This window comes from Sulfurovum sp. NBC37-1 (assembly GCF_000010345.1).
Lineage (GTDB): Bacteria > Campylobacterota > Campylobacteria > Campylobacterales > Sulfurovaceae > Sulfurovum.
Genome location: NC_009663.1, coordinates 1,423,136 through 1,442,824, shown reverse-complemented (window position 1 = coordinate 1,442,824; position 19,689 = coordinate 1,423,136). Strand labels below are relative to the sequence as shown.

Annotated in this window: 19 protein-coding genes and 1 pseudogene; 13 read left to right on the top strand and 7 right to left on the bottom strand. The window is 43.1% G+C overall.

What is annotated here, in order from left to right; genetic code table 11:
- Window positions 1-294: 294 nt before the first annotated feature.
- The 4 genes from SUN_RS07215 to SUN_RS07200 form a co-directional block, all read right to left on the bottom strand.
- Window positions 295-987, bottom strand: a complete 693-nt coding sequence (locus SUN_RS07215) for a DUF2202 domain-containing protein (RefSeq protein ID WP_011981078.1) — start codon at window positions 985-987, stop codon at window positions 295-297.
- 62 nt (window positions 988-1,049) lie between these two features.
- Window positions 1,050-1,418, bottom strand: a complete 369-nt coding sequence (locus SUN_RS07210; RefSeq protein ID WP_011981077.1) for a hypothetical protein — start codon at window positions 1,416-1,418, stop codon at window positions 1,050-1,052.
- On the bottom strand, window positions 1,406-2,569 hold the full coding sequence (locus SUN_RS07205) for a sensor histidine kinase (RefSeq protein ID WP_011981076.1): 1,164 nt from the start codon (window positions 2,567-2,569) through the stop codon (window positions 1,406-1,408). Before SUN_RS07205 ends, SUN_RS07210 begins: the two co-directional genes overlap by 13 nt.
- Complete coding sequence (locus SUN_RS07200) at window positions 2,556-3,224, bottom strand: response regulator transcription factor (RefSeq protein WP_011981075.1); 669 nt, start codon at window positions 3,222-3,224, stop codon at window positions 2,556-2,558. Before SUN_RS07200 ends, SUN_RS07205 begins: the two co-directional genes overlap by 14 nt.
- A gap of 121 nt (window positions 3,225-3,345) precedes the next feature.
- Here SUN_RS07200 and SUN_RS07195 point away from each other — a divergent pair, with 121 nt between their 5' ends.
- Genes SUN_RS07195 through feoB form a run of 4 tightly spaced genes read left to right on the top strand, consistent with a single transcriptional unit; the run spans window position 3,346 to window position 6,642 of the window.
- Window positions 3,346-3,771 (top strand): hypothetical protein, encoded by a 426-nt coding sequence (locus SUN_RS07195; RefSeq protein WP_011981074.1) that lies wholly within the window; start codon window positions 3,346-3,348, stop codon window positions 3,769-3,771.
- Window positions 3,768-4,271, top strand: coding sequence for a permease (locus SUN_RS07190; protein ID WP_011981073.1), 504 nt, complete (start codon window positions 3,768-3,770; stop codon window positions 4,269-4,271). The genes SUN_RS07195 and SUN_RS07190 overlap by 4 nt, the downstream gene beginning before the upstream one ends.
- Complete coding sequence (locus tag SUN_RS07185; protein WP_011981072.1) at window positions 4,268-4,528, top strand: FeoA family protein; 261 nt, start codon at window positions 4,268-4,270, stop codon at window positions 4,526-4,528. The genes SUN_RS07190 and SUN_RS07185 overlap by 4 nt, the downstream gene beginning before the upstream one ends.
- Complete coding sequence (feoB, locus tag SUN_RS07180; RefSeq protein WP_011981071.1) at window positions 4,525-6,642, top strand: ferrous iron transport protein B; 2,118 nt, start codon at window positions 4,525-4,527, stop codon at window positions 6,640-6,642. The genes SUN_RS07185 and feoB overlap by 4 nt, the downstream gene beginning before the upstream one ends.
- A 432-nt stretch (window positions 6,643-7,074) precedes the next feature.
- Here the strand turns inward: feoB and SUN_RS13370 are convergent, their stop codons facing one another.
- Window positions 7,075-7,269, bottom strand: coding sequence for a hypothetical protein (locus SUN_RS13370; protein ID WP_083760437.1), 195 nt, complete (start codon window positions 7,267-7,269; stop codon window positions 7,075-7,077).
- Window positions 7,270-7,417: 148 nt separating this feature from the next.
- On the opposite strand from SUN_RS13370, the pseudogene SUN_RS13365 reads away from it, so the two are divergent.
- Window positions 7,418-7,669, top strand: a pseudogene (locus SUN_RS13365) (transposase); the annotation flags it as partial.
- 93 nt (window positions 7,670-7,762) lie between these two features.
- Here SUN_RS13365 and SUN_RS07170 read toward each other — a convergent pair.
- The gene (locus SUN_RS07170) at window positions 7,763-8,602 is read right to left on the bottom strand and encodes an ATP-grasp domain-containing protein (protein ID WP_011981070.1); all 840 of its coding nucleotides are present in this window, start codon (window positions 8,600-8,602) and stop codon (window positions 7,763-7,765) included.
- 309 nt (window positions 8,603-8,911) lie between these two features.
- On the opposite strand from SUN_RS07170, the gene SUN_RS07165 reads away from it, so the two are divergent.
- Window positions 8,912-10,255 (top strand): magnesium transporter, encoded by a 1,344-nt coding sequence (locus SUN_RS07165; protein ID WP_011981069.1) that lies wholly within the window; start codon window positions 8,912-8,914, stop codon window positions 10,253-10,255.
- A 21-nt stretch (window positions 10,256-10,276) separates the two neighbouring features.
- On the opposite strand, the gene SUN_RS07160 is transcribed toward SUN_RS07165, so the two are convergent.
- Entirely contained in the window at window positions 10,277-11,539 is a 1,263-nt protein-coding gene (locus SUN_RS07160; RefSeq protein WP_011981068.1) for an arsenic transporter, read from the bottom strand.
- Window positions 11,540-11,674: 135 nt separating this feature from the next.
- Between SUN_RS07160 and SUN_RS07155 the strand changes: the two genes are divergently transcribed.
- From SUN_RS07155 to SUN_RS07125, 7 genes are all read left to right on the top strand, one after another.
- Entirely contained in the window at window positions 11,675-11,998 is a 324-nt protein-coding gene (locus tag SUN_RS07155; RefSeq protein WP_041672719.1) for an ArsR/SmtB family transcription factor, read from the top strand.
- Entirely contained in the window at window positions 11,995-12,408 is a 414-nt protein-coding gene (locus tag SUN_RS07150; RefSeq protein WP_011981066.1) for an arsenate reductase ArsC, read from the top strand. The genes SUN_RS07155 and SUN_RS07150 overlap by 4 nt, the downstream gene beginning before the upstream one ends.
- Window positions 12,409-12,584: 176 nt before the next feature.
- Complete coding sequence (locus SUN_RS13640; protein ID WP_041672718.1) at window positions 12,585-12,839, top strand: hypothetical protein; 255 nt, start codon at window positions 12,585-12,587, stop codon at window positions 12,837-12,839.
- 440 nt (window positions 12,840-13,279) lie between these two features.
- On the top strand, window positions 13,280-13,684 hold the full coding sequence (locus SUN_RS07140) for a hypothetical protein (RefSeq protein ID WP_041672717.1): 405 nt from the start codon (window positions 13,280-13,282) through the stop codon (window positions 13,682-13,684).
- Window positions 13,685-13,918: 234 nt separating this feature from the next.
- The gene (locus tag SUN_RS07135; RefSeq protein ID WP_011981065.1) at window positions 13,919-16,030 is read left to right on the top strand and encodes a bifunctional diguanylate cyclase/phosphodiesterase; all 2,112 of its coding nucleotides are present in this window, start codon (window positions 13,919-13,921) and stop codon (window positions 16,028-16,030) included.
- 71 nt (window positions 16,031-16,101) lie between these two features.
- Complete coding sequence (locus tag SUN_RS07130) at window positions 16,102-17,370, top strand: Y-family DNA polymerase (protein ID WP_011981064.1); 1,269 nt, start codon at window positions 16,102-16,104, stop codon at window positions 17,368-17,370.
- A gap of 11 nt (window positions 17,371-17,381) precedes the next feature.
- Entirely contained in the window at window positions 17,382-19,676 is a 2,295-nt protein-coding gene (locus SUN_RS07125) for a putative bifunctional diguanylate cyclase/phosphodiesterase (protein ID WP_083760429.1), read from the top strand.
- Window positions 19,677-19,689 lie beyond the last annotated feature (13 nt).

Here is a 19,689-nt window from a genome sequence, read left to right as displayed (position 1 = left end):
TTTTAATCCGATCAATGTCGTCAAGATGCTCAAGAAGATCGCCACAGATCAGAATGTCGCGGTCATTATGGTTACACACGATGAGGCGATGCTACCGCTGTGTGACAGGATATTGACCATACTTTTGAAAATATTCAGAGCATACTTGGAGACTCATTCAAAACCATCTCTGTCATCCTTGGAGGATGTGGAAATCTCAGACGTTTTATTTTTCCAAAGTATTTATTATCCCAGGTTATCAGTGCTATGATGGAAATGTTTCCTGAAGCGAAAACGGATATCGGCTCCTGAATACTACTGTTTTCCTTTTCCTGCACCGCCGTTTTCATTTTGCGGATATTCCGGATGACAGTAGTCAGTACCAAGTGAGCAGCACCCGTCTGTTACACCCATATTTTTCAAACCTTTATCAAATGCCCAGTAGTGCGTATAGCTGCCGTCATGCAAAAAGGTGAACGCATCAATGAGATACTGGTTATTGTCTGCGGTAACCAGGAACTTGTCAAGGTCATTGATGTCAACCACTTCGACCATGCAGTCTACTTCTAGTGCTGACTGTTTCGATGCCAACCCTTTGTTATAGAGCATATTGTAAAGATCCTGAATTTCCGGAACGGCAAAAAACCCTACAGGCATATTTTCAAGCTCATCCTTTGAATACTCGATCTCATAATCGGCAAGATTGGTGATGTTGATATCGTAGTAAGCTACGACTTCCTGCACTTTTGCAATATGTTTTACTTCAGAGTTCAGTGCAATATTTTCCAACTGTTGGGCAGGGTTTATTTTATTGAGTTCAAGATAAAGCTCCTTGGCAAGTTTCTCTTCATGCCACATATAGGCCAGAGAATATTTCTGGTCTTCAGTAAGCGTATCACTCGGGGATGCTGTTGGTGATTCTTCTGTTGCGGAAGTTGTATCCGCATTGCAGCCGGCTATTAAAAATGCTGTAAAGAGTGTCAATAGGGTTAGTGAAGTGGATTTCATGGTATATCTCCTAAAATATGTAATAGAAGAAGTATATAGATTGAATGTGAAGCAGATATCAATTATTTGGATTTCTCCGGCACAACGTAGATCTTTTGGTCAACATCGAAATGTTTGATGTAATCGTCGATCATGCGATGCAACCTTTCATCGTCAAGTTTTGATGCTTTCTTGAGAGAAAACTTGTTAAAAAACGGAGCCGGCATGATCGATGTTTCGGTAGAAGGCGCTTTTAGAAACGCAAATATTTTTTCCCTGATCAATGTTTTGGAAGAGTATGTGAGCAGATAGCGGCGGTAGATCATCTCGGAAGGGATCTTCTGCTTACTATGACACTGAAGACACGCTTCGTGCAGTGCTTTGTCCGTTATGTTCTCACCGGCACCCAGTGCAACAAACACTGCCAAAAAAATCCATACTATTTTTCCCATCTGACGCTAACCTCAGTTCCTGTGTTTCTTTGTGAATCTATCGTTATATCGAAGCCATAAGTCTTTACTACCTGATAGACGATATCGAGTCCAATACCGAAGCCACCTTCGCTGCTGTCGGCACGTTTGAAGCGTTTGTGGATCGTAGTGAGTTCTCTCTTGGCGATGCCGATACCGCTGTCTTTGATGACGAGATATTCAGGGTTTAAGCGTATCTCCATACTGCCGCCGGTCCTGTTGTATTTGATGGCATTTGAAATAAGATTGTCAAGGAGCCGGATGGCGTCATCCTGGTCGATATGAAGTATAACACTCTCTTCTATGGCAGTATGCAGAGTGAGCTTCTTTGCCGTGATGGCGACAGAAAAGTAGGACAGCCTCTCTTTGAGGAGTTTGGAGATATCGATAGGCTGTATATCGCGGTGGTACTGATGGTTGAGCTTCAGGTAGGTTAGGTCATCGTAGATGCGGCTCAGGGTCTTTGATGCGATCTCGATACGCTGCATCTCCTCTTGTGCATCGCATTTGTGCAGGGTCTGGATGAGCTCAAGATTGGTCAGGATGGTGCTGACGGGGGTGTTGAGCTCATGGGTCGTATCCTGGATGAAGCGGTTCATGGTTTCAATGGATTCACGCATGGGCGCTATGAAGAGCCGTCCCAGAAAGTAGCCCAGCAGCAGAAAAAATACTCCTGCTCCCAGCATGAAAAGAAGTATCATGTTTTGCAGATGGGATATGGCTGTTCTGTCAACCGGTGTCCAAAGCAGAAGGTAGGCGGCACCGAGATAATAGGGGTCAACGGGTTTGATGTAGAGTATATGCCCGTCGACCAGGTGATACTCCTGCCTGAGATCAATATTCTTTGGAGGCGTAAAGTTGGAAAAAATAATGTTATGATCTTTGTCGAGCAGTGCGATCTTGTAGGGCTCTTTTACGCGGATGGGAAGTTTTGCTTCAAAGCTTTTGTGAAGACGGATAAGCTGATGCTGTATTTTCTCTCCTTCATGCTTCATCGCTTCTCGCTGCCTGTCTAGAAGGTGGTGTTTTTCGAGGGTGTAGAAAATGGCACTTCCGATCGTAAAGAGTATCAGCGTTGAGAGCAGATAGATCGCCAGAAAACGAAAAAGGCTTCTTCTTTCACTTCGATACAAAGCGGTATCCTATATTTTTGACTGTTTCAATACGATCTTTTCCCAGATGAGAACGCAGTGTTTTGATGTAGGTGCGCAGTGAGCCGGCACTTGGTTCTTCATCGAACTCCCAGAGTGCGGCATGGATCTTGTCATAGACGACAAGCTGATTGGGATGTTCGAGCAGGAGCGCAAGCAGTTTGGCTTCTTTATGTTTTAGTGGAATAGTATTGCCGTCCAATGCCAGTCTGAACTCTTTGGGATAATAATTGAGACCGTTACCCAGATCGACATGGTTGTCTCTGCTACCGTAGCGCTTTCTGAGTTGGGCTTCTATGCGGACAAGGAGTTCTTTCAGGGCAAAGGGCTTGCGAATGTAGTCGTCACAGCCTATGTCGAACCCTTTGCTGACATCGTCGATACTGTGAAGGGAGGTAATGAAAATGGCGGGCGTGTCGTTCCCTTCCTTTCGCAAATCAGAGAGAAGGTCAAATCCACTTTGCTGCGGCACTTTGATGTCAAGCAGCATCAGGTCGACATCGGTCTCATAAAGCAGATCTTTTGCCTGATGGCCGTCATAGGCAGGCAGAACAGTATACTGGTGGTGTTCAAGGAACTGTTTGACTGTATCGTTCAGCTGAAGATCATCTTCAAGCAGCAGTATTTTCCTTTGCATGGCTTACCTTTTTCTGTATTGCTGCATTATATCTTTTTATTATCAACCAAATATCAATTGCTTCAACCATCTATCAGCAAGTTAGGGAAATAATAGCATATCTACTTTTTGAAGGTGTGTGATGCGGATAAAACTAAAAACTGCACTGAAACAGACGCTCAAAACACTTTTAATGATCTCCCCCATGCTTCTTGCGATCATCGGGCTTATAGGGGTATTCAAGGCATTCATCACTCCTGAAATGCTCCATACCCTTTTTAACGGATCCATGCTGCACGATATGCTTGTGGGTGTAGGATTGGGCGGTGTGTCTGTGGGGCAGCCGTTCCTGAGCTACATCATCGGCGGGGAACTTCTGGACGAAGGGGCCTCCTTTTACGGGGTGACGGCGTTCATCCTCGCTTTTGTGACACTGGGAGTGGTGCAACTGCCTATGGAATTTTCCATCTTCGGCCTCAGGTTTACCCTGATAAGAAACCTTTTGAGCCTACTGTTCGCTTTTTTTCTCTCCTGGGCCATAGCATTTACACTGGGAGTACTGTCATGAAAAAAAGCAAAAGCGGACTGGTCATGCTCGGTATCGTTGTCATTCTGTATGCTGTACTCTTCTTTCTGAAGCCAGACAAAACCATGGATGCACTCGGTGAGAGCCTGGGTGTACTGGAGATGATCATCCCCATTCTGCTGATCGTCTTTTTTATCATGGCGCTGCTGGGCACCTTCATCGATGAAAAAGCCATTTCGAAACATTTGGGAGAGGAGAGCGGTGCCAAAGGCTGGCTGCTGGCACTGGTGGGAGGCATATTGAGCCACGGGCCGGGTTACGTCTGGTACCCCTTGCTTCAGAACCTCAGAGAGCAGGGGGCAAGAGACGGTCTCGTGGTCGCCTTCGTCTATGCCCGGGCCATCAAGATCCCGTGGATCCCGCTTATGATAAGCTACTTCGGCTGGGCCTTTACGCTGGTCTACACTTTCTATGTAGTGTTGGGCGCCTGGCTGCAGGGGGTCATCGCAGACAGATTCGATGATAAAAAGGGGCATCAGTGAAACTCAGTGAACTCCGTCCCAAGCAGAAGGCGATCATTAAATCTATCGGAGATATAGGAGAATTAAAAAACCGTTTGATGGAGCTGGGTGTACTGTGTGGTGAGCCTGTTCAGGTCGTACGGATCGCACCTATGGGGGACCCCATAGAGATACGTGTAGGAGATGAACATCTGGCACTGCGCGATGAGGATGCCCAAAAGATAGAAGTTGAAGCTATATCCCAGCTGAGAAAGCGTGAAAGAAAAGGACTTTCATGATACGTATTCCCTTTGTGGGCAATCCCAATACCGGCAAAACAGCCCTTATCAATGCGGTGGCGAAGAGTGACCTTGAAGTAGGCAACTGGCCCGGAGTTACCGTAGAGAAGAAAGAAGCGAAATTTACCTATGAGGGAGAGGAGGTCGTATTGGTCGATCTCCCCGGAGCCTATACGCTCAGCCCCTATTCACTGGAAGAGAAGATCAGCAGGAATATGCTGGCAGAAGGGAGGTATGAGGGCATCATCGATGTCGTCGATACGACCAACCTCCGCCGTAATCTCTACCTCACTCTCGAACTGATCGATATGCAGAGACCTATGGTCCTGGCACTCAATATGTTCGATGATTTCACCAAACGGGGGTATGAACTCGACACCGAAAAATTACAGGAGATCCTGGGCATACCGGCCATACCGACGATCGCCTCCAGAGGACTGGGTACGCAAAAACTGATCGATGCTGCCATTGCCGCAGTGAAGGAACAGACTGTTCCTCATATTCAGCCTTATCAGGAGCATATTGAAAAAGAGATCGCTTTTTTGATGCATGCAATGCCTCAGACCGGTCTGTCACCCCGGTTTTTCGCGATACAGCTGATCGCGGACGATCCTTATGCCCATGCTTTGGCTGAGACCTTAAAAGACAAGGAACTCATAGAGAAAGCGGCAAAGGCTAGAAGCAGGCTTGAAACCCACATGAAGCTTCCGGTTAAAACGATCATTACGCGTGCCAGATATGAGGTTATAGACCGTTTGCTGGAGATCGTTCTGAAAAAACCGATCCTGGACAAAGTACTGCTAAGCGAAAAGATCGATGCCGTTCTTTTACACAAGTGGCTGGGGATCCCTTTGTTCTTTCTCATTATGATGCTGATGTTCAAACTGACCTTTGACGGCAGCGGCTCTCTGGTGACATGGGTTTCGAACTTTTTTCAGGACTTTCTGAACAAATACATTTCGCTGAGCCTTCAGGATTCAGTGCCGCCCTGGGTCGTGTCACTGCTCACAGACGGTATCGTGAGCGGTGTGGGGCTGGTGCTTTCCTTTTTGCCGCTTCTGTTCCTGCTCTACTTTTTTATGGCAATGCTGGAAGAGAGCGGCTATATGGCACGGGTCAGTTTCCTGCTTGACCGTGCAGGCAGGACACTGGGTATCAAAGGCAATGCCTTTATCTCCATGATCATCGGTTTTGGGTGCAATGTACCCGCCGTTTATGCCACACGTACACTTACGACGAAACGGGAACGCATCGTGACCATCCTGATGATCCCCCTGATGAGCTGCAGTGCCAGACTGCCGATCTATGCACTTTTTACGGCGATCTTTTTTCAGGCACATCAGGTGTTGGTGATTATGTCACTCTATCTTCTCGGGATCATTGTTGCACTCTTTTTGGGCTGGATCGCCAATCTCATTCTGCCTTCGGAAGAGGGCAAACCTTTTTTTCTGGAACTGCCGACTTATCATATGCCAAATATGAAAGCTGTCTGGGTTCTGATGTGGCCGAAACTCAAAGATTTCATTGTGCGGGCAGGGACGGTGATCGTCATGGCTTCGATCATTTTGTGGGGTATCATCAAACTTCCTGTAGGGACCGATCCTCATAACTCATATCTGGCACAAACGGCTAAATTGGTTACACCGGTCTTTAAGCCGGCAGGGTTCGGAGAACATTGGGAACCTGTAGCTGCCATGATCCCCGGGACACTTGCCAAAGAGGTAGTAATAAGTTCACTGGGGACGATCTACGGTGTGGAAATAAAAAATGAAATGACCAGAAGTACGTTCAAAGAAGATACGATCATGCAGCTCAAAGCTTTGAAAGAAGCCTTTGTAAATGCTTTTTTACACATGTTCAATATTCACATTGAAAGTTTAAACAATGTACAACCCAGTACACTGCAGCAGAAACTCCGGAAGCAGTTTGCCTCTCCACTGGCTGCATTCAGCTATCTGGTCTTCATTTTGCTCTATATCCCCTGTGTCTCTACGATGGCAGCGATCAAAACAGAGCTCGGGATGCGATGGATGCTATTTGAAACTGCTCTTTTGCCACTTGTAGCCTATGCGGTGAGTGTATTGGTCTATCAGTTTGGATTGAGGTTTTTATAGATTCTGTTTTTCTTTTTCTCTCTTCAAGCGGCTGATTATGCTGTTCTTTGCTAAATGAAATATAAGGTGTTACCTTATTTTTTTCATACAGTGTGATATTTGATTCACTGAAATATCCTGCATCTGTCACAATCAAAGGTGGTATGAATCCAGGATATCTGTCAAACCATTGGAGTGTGGGAGCAATCTCTAATTAGTCATTGGTATTTTGAGTGACATGATGATGGAGTATGAGTCTTAACTCGTATTTGATTGAAGTTTGTGCATTGCAGCACTATATAAATCCTCCTCGTGAAGTTTTCATAATACGGGACTTTTTATCTGTCAAATTGATGTGATCTTTATCTTTGATATCTTTGGTAGGAGGTTTAGGTGTTTTGCCTCTTGGTCTTTTACTTGTTTTTTTCCTCTTTGGCTTTACGTTTCTCCATCTTATCCAGATACTCGCCTGTAATACGCTTTAGCTCGCTGCTCTATTTTTGTTTTGGCTTCTTTGATCACAGAGATATGATACTCTCTTCTGCAGATCTCTTCGGGAATATCCATGCCGTCATTCTCTTCAGTGTTATCTTCTTCATTGGCTTTTTGCATCAGAATTTTTACTTCAACTTCAAGTTGTTCCTGCAATTTATTGGCGTGTGCATAATTGATTGCTTTGTGGATAATTCCCTGAAAAATCCGGACAATTTTTTGTGAAAATTTCTTTCCTACAATTACTATAATCTTTGAGATTACAACAAAATTTATGTTTGAGAATGGTGAGTTCTGCAGATTCTTAGTGAGCGACCACGTGCATATACTTATTTCGATACCATCGAAATATTCTGTAACACAAGCTGTCAGATTCATTAAAGGAAAAAGTGTAATAACGATAGCACGAATATATATTAGGAAGAAGAAAAAACTTTACAGGACAAAACTTCTGGGCAAGAGGCTATCATGTTTCAAAAGTCAGAAGAGATGAAGCTAAGATTAGAGCGTACATATGACGGAAGATCAAAAGATTGATAAATTAGCACTGTTTTAGGTGTCACCCTTAGGCGGTTAGACCGCTTTGAATGTCTCCTGGTCCCAAGCCTTCGGCAGAGTCGGAGGCTTGGGACTTTGTATAATTTTAGAGTTAATATTCTACTATTGAATCAACATAAGAAGCCAATGCTTCATTGATAAAATATTTAAGAGTTCTTCCGGGTCTCGGATTGATCTCAAAAATTTTTATACTCTTATTTATAACTTTATAATTAAAACAACATATTCCTTCATAATTCATGGTAGATAAAATATCTTCAAAAATTGGTTTATATTCATTATGGTTTATTTCTTTTTTGGAATTAAAACAATACTTTTTGCCTTTAATAAAATATTTTTCTTGAAAGGTAAATTTTAATACTTTGAAAAAAATAATCTTATTATTGGTAGAAATTATATGGGCTGTATACTCATCTTGCCCATGAATATATTCCTGAGTAAAATAATTTTTTGAAGCAAACTTAGCCTTATATGCCATTTCCATATTTTGATTTTCAATAATATAAATATTTTTACCATTAACCCCAATCTCTTTTCTGAGAAGATATGGATAATCAAAATTACTATTTATTTTTGGAAAATATTCTACAAAGCCATTTTTTGCCAAATAATTATAAAATTTTCTTTTATTATTGCAAGTATTAATACAGAATTTAGAAGGTATTGAGTATGACTTCTTAGGAAACAAATTTCTATGAGTGGCAATGTATTCCTCGGCCTCGATTGTCAAAGGGACAATAAAGTCAAAGCACTTTGGATCAATGGAGCCAAAGATGTAAAAAAATGCTTCATAATCTTTGATTTTATTGTTTAGAGCCTTGTCCCACCCATATTTTGTATAGAGAAAGAGTATGGTTTTTGTTGAAGATTTTTTTGCTAGTAAGTATCTTTTTTTATCTATAAATTTAATATTATAATTAAGTTCTTTCAAGTTCTGTCTCTCATATATTTATCATTATTTTCTTGTTCAGTTTGCACATAAAAAACTTACTATACATCCTCCCTCATTCAGGATTTTTGCCATTTTACACTTCTTGCTGTAAAAGTTTACCATAGAACCACTTGCAGATTTCTACAAAAAGCTGATTTAAATTTTGGGAGTAAGTTATAATCTGAAAAATTTCCCCGTTACTTGCAGCGGGGTAGTTCATTTCGAATATCAGATAGATAGTATGTAGCGAAAAACTATACGTGATTGAAAAATAGGGTATACTTTCCCATCAAGGTAAAGGGATCATTCATGTCGGAAAATATACCCGCAGTTCAACAATTTGAAACACTTTTGCAAAGTAATCATGTTGCATCGGACAGCCTTGCCAGAATGCTTCTGGAGCTTGCCTATCAGGATTATGGTCTCTTCTTTACCAATCTCTCCAAAGTGCCAAAAGATCTCCTTGCAGAAGTGATCCTGGCACTTCCTCTCTCGCTTTTCAAAGAAGCGGTCAGTATGCTTCCGCACAAAAAGCTGGCCGATGTGATCTCCTATCTGGAAAGTGATAAAGCGACAGATTTTATACAGAGACTGGAGAGAGTCGAACCACAGGTCAAAGAGGCGATCTATCCTCTTTTACACCCAAATCAACAGGAACAGATAAGCCGTCTTTCACAATATCGTTCGGATGAAGCAGGTGCTTACATGCAGACTGAACTGCTGTGGGCTACCACAGATGAACATATTGCTGAGATCAAAGAGAAACTCAGGGTTTTCAAAAAACATAAAGCGGAAATGCCTCTCATCAAACTCTTTGTTACCGACAAAGAAGGACATTTGGTCGCCACCGTCCACTTCAGTGATCTGCTGCTTTTTGAAGATGAGAAGACCCTGGCAGAAGTCATAGATGCACTCCCCTCTCACAAGCCTCTGTCTGTTCGGGATCATACTCTCATTACGGAAGTAACAAAGCTGTTTCGGGAATTCGATCTGGCTATGGTCGCAGTGGTCGATAGCGAAAACAGATTACAGGGATGTATCGTTTTTGACGATATTTACGATCTGATATTTGCAGAAGAAGAGGCGCAGGCGTTTAAAATGAGCGGTACAAAGCAGGAAGCCGAAGAAGAGAGTCTGCAGAGTGCACAAAGACACAGACTGAAGTGGATATTCATAAACCTCGGAGCTATTCTCATTGCAGCTTCAGTCGTCAATTTTTTCAGGGAGACCATCGAGCAGATCGTGGTTTTGGCCGTAATGATGCCGGTCATTGCGGCGCTGGGAGGCAATGTGGGCAACCAGGCTGTTACGGTTACCGTACGCCGTCTGGCATTGGGAGAGACGTCATGGCAATATGCCAAAGAGATTCTTGCCAAAGAGATTTACATTGGGGTGATCAACGGTGTTATTATCGGTCTGATAGTGGGGACAGTAGCTTATTTCTGGTTTCAGATTCCCATGCTGGGAGTCGTCATAGGACTTGCAATCATTATCAACCTTTCGATCGCAGGATTGCTTGGTTCCCTTTTGCCGCTTACTTTCAAACATTTTGATATTGATCCTGCCATTGCCTCGCCCCTGCTGCTGACAACGGCGACCGATGCGATCGGTTTTTTTGTCTTTTTGGGGCTTGCCAAGATAATGTTATTTTAAAATAGATGCTTTAGAGGTACCCTACAGTAACCCCAAAAGTGCCACAAGAAGGACAGGCGGTGTAATGACCAGTCCTACTTTCATATACTCTCCCCAGCCGATCTTGACACCTTTTTGTGCCAGTACATGTAGCCAGAGCAGGGTGGCGAGTGATCCGATAGGCGTCATTTTAGGTCCGAGGTTGGAGCCGAGGATGTTAGCGTAGACCAGTGCTTCGTTACCCACATATCCCACCTTATCGATGGCGATGTCCATGATCATGATGGTCGGCATATTGTTCATGATCGAAGAGATGACTGCGGAGAGGAAACCTGTCCCGATGATCGCTGTAGTTTCTCCCTGATGTCTTAGCATTTCTATCCAGGCAGCCACTTCATCCGTCAGGCCTGCATTTTTGAGTCCATACACGACGATATAGAGCCCGATACTGAACCAGACCACCTGCCATGGTGCCGCTTTGATGGTCATAATGGGCTTGGTCGCCTTATGGTGGTTTGCAATGGTGAGAAAGACAAGTGCACCGCCCAGGGCGAAGACGGAGACAGGCAGGTGGTAATGGTCACCGATGAAATACCCAACCATCAGGAAGGCAAGGAAGAACCAACTGAGCTTGAACATGGTCCGGTTCTTGATGACCGAAGAGGCTTCAGGGAGCTGATTGACATCGACTGTTAAAGGAATATCTTTTCTGAAATAGAACCAGAGTACAGCGATAGAGGCAACAATACTCAGGAGATTCGGCAGAAACATGTTCTTGGCATACTCTACGAAACCGATGTCGAAGTAGCCGGCAGTGACGATGTTGGTAAGGTTGGAGATGACCAGCGGGTTGGACGCTGAGTCACCGATGAACCCGCCCGCCATCAAAAAGGCGAAGATGGGCAGCGGCTTCATTTTGAGATACTTCATCTTGGCCAGCAGGATGGGGGTCAGGATGAGCGCCGCACCGTCGTTGGCGAAGAAGGCTGCAACGATGGCACCGAGCAAAAGGATGTAAACGAACATCTTGTTCCCGCTTCCGCCGCTGAGCTTTGCCATCTTGATGGCTGCCCATTCAAAAAATCCGATCTCGTCGAGTACCAGGGAGAGGATGATAATACCGATGAACGCAAGCGTGGCATCCCAGACGATGTCGGTTACGATAATGACGTCATCGAAACTGACGACACCCAGCAGCAGTGCCACGACAGCACCGATCACTGCAGTTGTTCCTATTTGAAGTCCTCTGGGTTGCCAGATGACAAAGAGAAGTGTCACCAGAAAGAGGCTCATTGCGAGTATCATGAATATCCTTTTATTTTGAATAAGTATTATTTTTGGTGAAGTATAACAGAATTATTGCATTAAATCAAGATATCTTGATATATTAGAAATATTATGCTACACTTCTGCATAAAAAGTAAAAAAGGCAGTATGGATATGGAAGATTTTTTAAAGACGGTTTCAGCTCTAAATGATGAAACACGTGTGCTTCTGTTGCGTTTTTTTGATACCTATGGAGAATTATGTGTCTGTGACCTTCAAGCCTCGCTTGACATGATACAGTCACGCCTCTCCCGACATCTGAAAATCTTAAAAGAGGCAGGCTTTTTACGTGTGGATCGCAAGGGGACGTGGGCGTATTATTCCATCCGTTCACCGCTTGACAGGTTCAGGTTGGAAGCCCTTGAAGAGATTCGTCATCTCGACATAGAGCTGCCGCCACTAAAAAAACTATCACAAACAGGAGAATGTAAAATATGAACAATAAAAAAAAGGTACTGATCTTATGTACAGGGAACAGCTGCCGTTCCATTATGGCTGAAGCGATGATCAACGCAAAACTCGGTGATTGTGTTGAGGCACAGAGTTCGGGTGTCAAAGCAAGCGGGAAGGTGAATCCCCATGCCAAAGCGCTTCTGGAGTCCAAAGGAGAGTGGAGAGACGAGTACCACTCCAAGGTCATAGAGACAGTACTCGATACACCGTTCGATCTTGTGGTGACCGTATGCGACGCAGCCAAAGAGACCTGCCCGATGTTCCCCAAAGCGGTCAAAACGATCCATGTCGGTTTTGAAGACCCAAGCGGAAAAGCTGATGAGGAGTACGCTAAGACCTACGAGCTCATAGAAAAAAAGCTTCTTCCCATTATTAAAAAAGAACTGTGTGAATAAAAATAAAAAAGAATAAATATTAGCCACTTGCAGATTCCCACAAAAAGCTGATTATTAAAGTTTTAACGCAGTAAAAAAGCTGATTCTGATTTCAAGAAGTTATAATTTTTTACGACAAAAATCTAACAGAAAAAAGAGTCAGCTATGAAAGAGATTATACCTTTACCACATCAAAAATGTGGCTTAAAGTCCTTAATCTGGAACAGAACCTTTTTCCTCAACTTCAAGAGACTTTTGGTCTATTGAGTTCCAAAGAAGAAAAATTAATGAAGATCCTGGATTTTGCAGAAATAGAAACATTTGTATCTACGGTACAGATTACCAATTCTCCTAAAGACAGAGAAGAGCACCCCAAGGGCATTTCTTTCAGGGCATGGCAAGAGCCTTTGTCGCTAAATCTGTCTATAACTTTCAAACAACCAGAGCTCTAATAGAGAGACTCGAAGTGGATAAGACACTACGCATGCTGTGTGGATGGCGATATCATACCAAGCTACCCAGTGAGTCAAAATTCAGCCGTGTATTTGATGAATTCTCAAAGCAATGCATTGCCAGCAAAGCTCAGGATATGTTTATAGAGAAATATCTCAGTGATGTACTCTTTTTTATGGCAGTACCGATTCAACAGCTATAGAACTAAGAGAAAAACCTGCTAAAAAAGAGAAGAGCAAAGATACGAAGCCAAAACGTAAACGTGGACGACCAAAAAAAGGCGAAGTTGCACCACCCAAAGAACCGACTATTTTAGAAAAACAGGAAAAAATGCAAACCACACAGGAGATGCTGTCGCTTGTCTCAACACAGTGCGATGTGGGTATCAAGCAGAATGCACAAGGTATATAGATACAAATGGACAGGAGGGAAGCTTCATATGACAATCATAGATGGTGATATGCCCCTTACAGCAATGTACTCATCTGCATCGGTACATGATAGCTCTTTGGTTCTGCCGATGATCAACGAGACCAGTTCAAAAGTAAACTATCTCTATGATTTACAGGATGCAGCTTATGATAGCAATGTCATCAAAATATTCTCTGTCAATAATGGTCACAGACCCATTATTGATATCAATCCTAAAAACTCCAAAGCACTTAAAGCGCAGATAACTTTAGCTAAAAGTGAAAAAGAGATATTAAAATCTTTCAATCTCTATAACAATTCAAATGGGTACGATAAGATTTACTATAGAGGAGCTATTATAAAGGTAGCTTCAGTTTTATCCTTTGGTGTTTTATCTATTTGTATTCATCAATCATTGAAGCTTGTGATCTGATGATTTGAAAGTCATAAAAACAGGAACAAAAAAATTGACTTCTATCCATGGTATATGCCTTAGAAATAGGATTTTTAGGATAAAAATCAAAAAAGTGTAGTAAAATTGATGAAATAGCAGCCTGCAATATTTTTTAAACTTAGAAATTTGCTACAGGCTACTTGTAATTGGTTGAATTTGCAAGTGGCTCTATATAAAAATAATTGAACAATAAACGTATAGAAAAAGAGCGATATGACAACTACAAAAAAAACTGAGATGGATGAAAAAATCAAAGAGCGTTTTGAACTTGCGCTCTGTGGCAGTAAAACATCCATTTTGGATTGGGATATGGTGAACCATACACTCTATATTTCTCCAAGCTGGAAAGAGATGTTGGGCTACAGGGAGGATGAACTGCCCAATGCCGAAAGCACATGGAAAAAACTGGCATATCCCCGAGACATCGTAAATGTCATGAGGTCACTCAAAAAGCATATCAGGGAACATCGTAAAGTATTTGAGAACAACCATCGTCTGCGACATAAGGACGGACACTGGATATGGGTGCTTGGAAGAGCACGTATCATTTATGATGAAGCGGGTAATCCGATACGGATGGTGGGTACGCATACCGATATTACCGAAGAGAAAGAACTTCAGCTTAAGTACTCTCAACAGGCACAGGTATTGGAACAGATACATGATGCGGTAATATTGCTTGATATGGACGGGTTTATCAGAAGCTGGAACAAGGGCTCAGAGATACTTTTTGAGTATCGGGCCGATGAGGTAATCGGTAAAAATTTCTCTATTCTATTTTCGGACAATATCACAAGCGCATATGAAAAATGGATATCCGAGCTAAAGGAGAATGGAGAGTACAAAGGAGAGATGTTCTTGCAGAAGAAATCGGGAGAACCTCTCTATGCCGTATTTTCATTCTCGCTTTTAAAGAATCAGAATGGGGAGACAACGGAAGTCGTCAGCCTTATCCATGATATTACGGAACAGAAAAAGGCTGAAGCAGTATTGCAGGAACAAAAGAACATTTTGCGTTACCAGGCACACCACGATGCATTGACACGCCTTCCAAATCGCGTACTTTTTTTTGACAGGTTGGAGCAGAGCATTCGAAAGACAGCGCGATCCGAAAAGGACTTTGCACTTTTCTTCATTGACCTGGATAAATTCAAGCATATCAATGATTCTTTGGGACACAGTATCGGCGACAGGGTTCTCAGAGTTACGGCAAAACGCATAAAAGAGACCATTCGGCAGGAGGACACACTCGCGCGTTTGAGTGGTGACGAATTTACAGTGATCATGGAAGATCTGGGGCATCCTGAAGATGCTTCTGTTTTGGCCGAGAAGATCCTCTTAGTCCTGCAAAAGCCTATGTACATTGACGAATATACATTGTATATTTCAGGGAGTATCGGTATCAGTCTCTATCCGCAGGATGCCATGGATACAGAGAGTCTGCTGAAATATGCTGATACAGCCATGTATAAAGCCAAGGAGAATGGCCGTAATACCTTCGAGTTTTATGCACCCGAGATGACAGAATACGCGCTTGAACGTATAGCGATGAAGACAAGTCTAAAGGAAGCAATAGAGAAAGAGGAACTGTGTGTCCATTACCAGCCTCAGATTGATGCGAGGGCAGAGTGCATTATCGGTGTTGAAGCCTTGGTTAGATGGCAGCACCCCACAAGAGGTCTGCTCCATCCTGAAGCATTCATTTCTTTGGCTGAAGATACAGGTTTGATCGTCGACATTGACAAATGGGTTATGAGAACAGCTATGAAGCAGGTATCGACCTGGCATCAGGAGGGATTGGTCTCTGATGTACTCGCATTGAACATTTCCATCAAACAGCTTGAAGGACATAATTTTATGGAAGAGATTGCAGCATGTCTTGATGATTTTGATTTCAAGCCCAAATGGCTGGAGTTGGAGATCCCTGAAGGGCAAGTGATGAAAAACCATACGGAGACTATCGAGAGACTTAAGGAACTCAGTGTCATGGGTATAGGTATATCGATAGATGATTTCGGTACAGGATACTCATCGCTCTCCCTTCTTAAGCGTCTGCCTATCAACCGTTTGAAGATCGACAAGTCTTTCATAGAATTTATTCCGAATGAAGAAGATGTAGCTATTGTCAAGGCGATCATTGCACTGGCTAACAGCCTAAAACTTGATGTCATTGCCGAAGGGGTTGAAACAGATGATCAGAAAGATTTTCTGGTCGAGAACGGCTGTACCAAGATACAGGGGTATTACTACAGCAGACCTATTGCATCAGAACAGATGAAGCATTTTCTGCAAAAAAGACAGTGTGCATCCCGAACTCCTTTATAAAAAAATGGCAATATGCCATATTTTTCTTTCTCTGCTTCTTTCTTTGGCTATAGTAATAAAAAAGAAGATCTATGTTCCTGCATATCGATATCGATAGTTTTTTTGCTTCAGCTGAACGGACGGTAGACTCCTCTCTCAAAGGCATACCCATGGCTGTGGGCAGCCGAAGCAATCTGGAGATATTCAACCGTAAACGTACCAATATCAGACTGATGAACGATAACAGCGGTGCCTTTGTGACACCGGTATTTTACAGTGACAGGGAAAAGACATTCGACTCCTATTTCGTAGACAGGGTAGAGGGGAAAGAGAAGATACGCGGTATCATCACTACGGCCAGTTACGAGGCACGGGCGTATGGGGTCAAGACGGCGATGCCCATTGCACAGGCGTTGCAGCTGTGTCCCCAAATGGTGGTGGTCCCTTCCAACTATCCGCGCTATCACAGGTTTTCTCATCAAATACATGCCTTTATGATGAAAGAGATGCCCAAGGTGGAGCAGTTCAGTATCGATGAGTTCTTTGCCGATGTCAGCGGCTGGATAGAAGATGAAAACGTATACGCCTTTGCCCAGGAGCTGAAAGCCAAAATGATCGAACGGTTCGATATCCCGGTATCCATCGGGATATCCAAAGCCAAATGGATCGCGAAGCTCGCTACAGAATCGGCCAAGCCTTTCGGAGTCTATGAAGTAAAAGATATCGATGCCTACATCGAAGATATGCCCATTAAAGCATTTCCAGGTATAGGAAGAGGGTTCCAGAAACGCCTGGAAGACCGATATATCAAAACACTGGGAGATGTGAAACGGAACAAATCGCTCTTTTACTCCTGGAAAAAGCCAGGCATACAACTCTACCACAGGGTCACAGGTACCTGCAATGAAGGTATTGAAAGCAGGGGGGAGAGAAAGTCCATCGGGATCAGCAGAACCTTCGACCCGCTCTATGACCCTCATGAGGTCAAAAGGCGGATCATGATCATGGCCAGGCATATTACCTACATGGTCATGGCGATCGAAGTGAACCCGACCACGTTCTACCTCAAGGTAAACTATGAGTATGGCATCAGGGCCAAGAAGAGTGAAACGGTCAACAGGCTTTTCAGTGAACAGCTCTTCAAGAGTGAACTTTCCACCATGTTTGAAGAGGTGATGTTACCGGGCAAGGGTGCAGTGAAACTGACGCTAAATGTATCAAACTTCACCATGCATCATGCCAGAACACTTTCTTTGCTTGACCTGAACGATGATATCTCCGCCCATGCACTCACTTGTCACATCCATTCCCTTAGAGAGCAATTTGGACTCGATATAGTCAAAACAGCAGATGAGTTATAGTATAATATGACATGAATTTTATAAAGAAACTATTGTATTTTAAAACGTACAGGGAAATCAAGCCTGAGGTACTTCAGAATCTTTTTTCCTCCATGCAAGGGACACTAATCGCTCTTGTCATACTTGAAACAATCCTCTTTTTTATGCTGCTCCCGTTCATGGGAAAGATAATGTATCTGTGGTATGCCGTGATCCTTTCTCTCTCAGTATCTCGCTTGTATGATGGATATCAGTACAGAAAAAACCCAAAAAAACATTCTGTGGTGCATTGGCATAAACTGGTTGCTGTCAAGGCTTGGTCAACAGCTCTTTTGCTGATGCTTTTGGCTCTGATCACCATACCCCAGCTCAGTGAGTACCATCAGCTTTTTGTATTTATGATCCTTATTGGTATCAGCGGAGGGGCGGTCCTGTCTCTCTCTTCGGACTACCGTATGGCCATTATCCATGTTACGATACTGCTCGTGCCTGTTGCCGTAGAAATGCTGCTGCTGCAGACATGGAATTCAATCATTATCGGGTTGCTGCTGATACTCTATTTCATTACATTGGTCAGTGTCGTGTTCAGTGACCATGACATCAATCTTCTGATGGAGAGAAAGAATGAAGAGATCGCAAGGGTGCAGTCTGAGCTCCAGAGTAAGCAGGAAATGCTATCACTCATTTTCGAACAGGCTCCCATAGGTATATTCACGTACAATAATGATCTTGTCATTACAGACTGCAATCAGACATCTCTTGATCTTTTCAGACTGAAAAAAGAGGAGATCGTAGGTATCAGCCTAAGCCAACTTCCAGACAGCAGTCCCGTGGAACCTTCGAAGAAAGCACTTACAGAGGGGACACAGACCTATGTTGGTCCCTACCGCTCCATAAAAAAGATTGACTACTGGGTTGAAGCCAAATGTGCACCTCTTTACAATAGGGAATACAATGTAGTGGGAGGTATTACCCTGATAGAGGATAAGACAAAAGAGCATAATGCGCTGAAAGAGCTGCAATATTATGCAACGCATGATTCTCTGACATCACTGAACAACCGAAGAGGATTTATATCATTCATGGAAAAGATGATCTCAAGACAAGAGCATCAGACATACTATTCCATCCTTTTCTATATGGATCTCAACCAGTTCAAATACATCAATGACTCCCTGGGCCATTCTTTCGGAGACAAACTTCTCATAGCGGTTTCCGAACGCCTGAAACTGCTTGTGGATGAACATAACAACCTCACCAGAATGGGAGGTGATGAATTCATTATCGTTGCACCTTTCATAGATAAGGAGTTGCAAAAAACAAAAGAAAAGGCTGAAGAGTGTATAGCAAAAATACAGAAAAGTTTCGATGAACCTTTCGTGATAGACGATGTCCTCCTGCATGTAAAAACCAGTATAGGTGTGGTTATCATCGAACCGAATTTCAATAATATAGAAGAGATCGTGAGGCATGCGGATGTTTCCATGTACCAGGCAAAAAAACATGGACATGAGTATATTTCTTATTATAACAAGGCATTGGATGCTGAACGTAAAAAAATCTTTAATCTGCAGCATGAACTTATCTCTGCACTGCGTGACAATGAACTGGAACTCTACTATCAGCCAATTGTCAATATAAAAGATGATTCGTTACGTGCGGCTGAAGCACTGATCCGCTGGCAGCACCCTGAACAGGGCCTTGTCCTGCCTGAAGACTTCATTCCTGTGGCCATTGAGTCTGGTATCATAGTAGAGGTGGGCTGGTGGGTTCTCGATACGGTATGCAGACAGATAAAAGAGTGGAAAGAAACAGGAAAGTGGAAAGTAAAATATGTTTCCATTAACCTCAATGCAAAGCAGTTGCTGAAAAATAATTTTGCACGGACTTTTCTGGGAAAACTTGATGAATACGGGGTCAACAGTTCCGATATCAAAATAGAGATCACAGAAACTTCCCTGATCGATAATTTTGAAATAACACAGGATGTGATACAGGAGTTGCAGAAAAACGGTATCAAATGTGCCATTGATGATTTTGGCACAGGGTATTCGTCACTCTCCTATTTGAAAAAGCTCTCTTTCTCCGTCTTGAAGATCGACAGGGAGTTTATGTTTGACCTTGTCAGTGATGAGGAGAGTATCACATTGATGCGTACCATGATCAGTATCGGGAAACAGTTCAACTATAATGTGGTCATAGAAGGGATCGAGGATATCTATCAAAAGAACCTCATCAGAGAGATCGATGACACAGTAAGTTATCAGGGATACGTCATCAGCCCACCTCTTCCTGAGGCGGAATTTAGAGAAAGGTTTCTGAGTTAATAAAGGGAACCTT